General features: G+C 73.2%; 4 protein-coding genes and 1 tRNA gene. 2 read left to right on the top strand and 3 right to left on the bottom strand.

Features of this window, described 5'->3' with window-relative positions:
* Window positions 1-2 precede the first annotated feature (2 nt).
* A tRNA-Gly gene (locus WML84_RS14305) sits at window positions 3-73 on the bottom strand.
* A gap of 75 nt (window positions 74-148) precedes the next feature.
* On the opposite strand from WML84_RS14305, the gene dcd reads away from it, so the two are divergent.
* Window positions 149-754, top strand: a complete 606-nt coding sequence (dcd, locus tag WML84_RS14300) for a dCTP deaminase (RefSeq protein WP_347346809.1) — start codon at window positions 149-151, stop codon at window positions 752-754.
* Window positions 755-757: 3 nt separating this feature from the next.
* Here dcd and WML84_RS14295 read toward each other — a convergent pair whose 3' ends face one another.
* On the bottom strand, window positions 758-1,324 hold the full coding sequence (locus WML84_RS14295) for a flavin reductase family protein (RefSeq protein ID WP_347346808.1): 567 nt from the start codon (window positions 1,322-1,324) through the stop codon (window positions 758-760).
* Window positions 1,325-1,468: 144 nt separating this feature from the next.
* Window positions 1,469-2,413 (bottom strand): hypothetical protein, encoded by a 945-nt coding sequence (locus WML84_RS14290; RefSeq protein ID WP_347346807.1) that lies wholly within the window; start codon window positions 2,411-2,413, stop codon window positions 1,469-1,471.
* An 87-nt stretch (window positions 2,414-2,500) separates the two neighbouring features.
* On the opposite strand from WML84_RS14290, the gene WML84_RS14285 reads away from it, so the two are divergent.
* Window positions 2,501-3,019, top strand: a complete 519-nt coding sequence (locus WML84_RS14285) for a MarR family transcriptional regulator (RefSeq protein WP_347346806.1) — start codon at window positions 2,501-2,503, stop codon at window positions 3,017-3,019.
* Window positions 3,020-3,075: the final 56 nt, after the last annotated feature.

The raw sequence follows: 3,075 nt of genomic DNA, 5'->3' as shown, positions 1-3,075 counted from the left end.
GGAGGGGATGACGGGAATCGAACCCGCGCTGTCTGCTTGGGAAGCAGAAGTTCTGCCATTGAACTACATCCCCGGGCAGCCTTTCGGCGCCCGGCAAGCATAACAAAGCCCGACGCGGCGCGCGGCGCCCGGCCGCTACGCTGAAGTCGTGCTGCTCAGTGACCGCGACATCCGTGCCGAGCTCGACGGTGGACGCATCGGCCTCGACCCGTGGGACGCGGCCATGATCCAGCCGTCCAGCGTCGACGTGCGGCTCGACCGGTACTTCCGGCTGTTCGACAACCACAAGTACCCGTTCATCGACCCGGCCCAGGACCAGCCCGACCTCACCCATCTCATCGAGGTCGAGCCCGACGAGCCGTTCATCCTGCACCCGGGGGAGTTCGCGCTCGGCTCCACCTTCGAACGCGTGACCCTGCCCGACGACGTCGCCGCCCGTCTGGAGGGCAAGTCGTCGCTCGGACGACTGGGCCTCCTCACCCACTCCACCGCGGGCTTCATCGACCCCGGGTTCTCGGGGCACGTGACCCTCGAGCTGTCGAACGTCGCCACCCTGCCGATCAAGCTGTGGCCCGGCATGAAGATCGGCCAGCTGTGCTTCTTCCGTCTGTCGTCGCCCACCGAGAGCCCGTACGGCTCGGGCCCCTACGGCAACAGGTATCAGGGACAGCGGGGGCCGACGGCATCCCGCTCGTTCCAGAACTTCCACGTCACCGACGTGGGCGTGACGGATGCCGGGGCCACCGGCAACTGACGATCAGTCGAGGCGGGAGTGCTCGCCCAGACGATGCCACGTGCGGTTGTGGTAGACGAGCGCGCCGCCGGGCTGGCCCGGCTCGATGTCGCGCTCGATGCTCGCGCCGATCGCGTGCGCGGCGATGACGGTGGAGCCGCCGGCATCCATGCGGCTGATCACGGCGCAGCGCACCCATGCCCGCACGCCGTTGTAGACCGGCTCGCCGGTCGTCAGTCGCGTCCAGGCCGTGCGATCGGCGAAGCGGTCGACGCCGCTCGTCGCGCCCAGCCGGGCGAGGTGCAGGTCGTCGGCGTCGAGCAGGTGCACCACGACCGTGTCGGCGTTCGTGATGACCGGGGCGGCGGACGAGAGCGCCGACACCGAGAACACCAGGAGCGGCGGGTCGGCGCTGACGGACGCCACCGACGTCGCGGTCAGCGCGACCGGGCCCGTGCCGTCGTCCGCGGTGATCACGGCCACGCCGCCCGGGTGCCCGCGGAAGAGCTCCTTGAACGCGTCGGCGGGGAGGGAGTCGAACTGGTTCCCCTTCGAGCCCTCGGGGGACGGGGCGGCGGCAGCGGAGGTCATGCCCGCGACGCTATCGGGCTGCCGGTCGGCGGCGCATGTCATATGAAACACGACGCAACGCCGGGTCGCGGCATTCCCCGGTGAGAGGGATGCCGCGACCCGGACGGCCCACGCGCCACGGATCGCCCGTGGCGGGCACGGGCATCAGGCGTCGCGCGACGCGGCGCCGCGGTCGTACCCGGCCGCGAAGCCGCGCTCGAACGCGCGCTGCGCGCCGTGCCGGCCGCGTCGACCGTGCCCGCCCCGCGGGCAGTCGTGCTCGGCCGCGTCGTCGGGGATGCCGTGGTGCCCGGCGTGAGCGGGCCCGAACCCGTGCTCGTGCCCGTGGCGGCGTCCGGGACCGAAGCCCGGACCGAAGCCGTGCTCGGGGCCGGCGTCCGGCCCGAGCCCGGTGCGGTGCTCGGGGCCGGCGTGCGGTCCGAACCCGGCGCGTGCCGCGAACCCGCGACCGAAGCGCGGCCCGAACCCGGCGCCCGGATGGAACCCCGGCCCGAACCCGGAGCCGGGTCCGAACCCGAAGCCCGGCCGGAAGCCCCGTCCGAAGCCGCGGCGCGGGCCGCGCGGCATCGGCTGCGACTCGTCCCAGCCCAGCTCGCGGGCGATCGCCTGCAGCGAGGCCAGGGTCGTCGCGTAGTCCTCGGGCGAGACGGCGCCGGCGACCTTGGCGCGGATGCCGTCGACCAGCGTGCCCAGCCGCTCCTTGGCGGCACGGCCTTCGTCGGTGAGGCTCCAGACGCCGTCGGTCTCGACGGCCCAGCCGCGCTCGACGAGTCCGCGGAGCCGCTTGCGGTGGCGTCCGAGCCGTTCGGCGGCGTCGGCCGTCTCGGCGGCGTCGACGAGGGAGAGGAGGCGCCAGTCGCGGCGCGTGGCGTCCTCGTCGCCGAACGCGGTCGCGAACTCGTGCGCGATCAGGCGGTCGACGAGCCGGAGCCAGAAGCCCAGCGGGCGACGGCCGGGGTCGGCGGTCTGAGCGGGGTCGGTGTCGTTGTCGTCGCTGTCGTGGAAGTCGTTCATGGTGGTCCTTTCGTGGGCGGCCTTCAGATCGGCCGCGAGATACATGTCGAAGTGCATGTACATGTAGTGTGACATGGAGTATGGATTCATGTCAAGTGACATGTGAATGACCACGGCGTCGAGGCGCCGCGCGCGTCGCGGCGGGACGGGTACCTTCGAAGGATGAGCGGACACGAGACCTCGGATGCCGCCGACGCGATCGCGGCGGCGCTCGCTCAGCTGCGCGGCGCCCGGCGGCTTCCGCCCTGGGCCGAGGGCGGTCCGGACGGACCGCCCGGATGGGGTCCGCGCGGTCATGGCCACGGTCCGCATCACCACGGGCCGCCCTGGGCGGGCGCCCGGTTGGGCGGACCCGCACGCATGCGACTGCTCGAGGTGCTCGCGGCGGCGCCGAGCCCCCTGTCGGTCAGCGAGCTCGCCGACGAGATCGGCGTCGACCAGCCGCGCGCGTCGCGGCTCGTGCAGCAGTCCGTCGAGCTCGGGCTCGTGCAGCGGGAGGCCGACCCGACCGACGCGCGGCGCACGCGCATCGTGCTCACCGCGGAGGGGGAGCGGCTGATCGGCGGCTTCCGCGGACGTCGTCGCGGCGCGGTCGAGCAGGCGCTCGCGGACTTCAGCGACGCCGAGCGCGCCGAGCTCGCGCGCCTGCTGCCGCTGCTCGCCGACATCCTCGGCGGCTGACGCCCCCGCCCGTCAGCGCGGCGCGCGAACGGGAAGGAGGAGAAGGAGGCCGATGA

Origin of the sequence: Microbacterium sp. (genome assembly GCF_039812165.1) — a bacterium.
In the GTDB taxonomy this organism is placed as follows: domain Bacteria; phylum Actinomycetota; class Actinomycetes; order Actinomycetales; family Microbacteriaceae; genus Microbacterium.
Note: the sequence above shows the minus strand (reverse complement) of the source record. Positions and strands in the feature narration are given on the sequence as shown.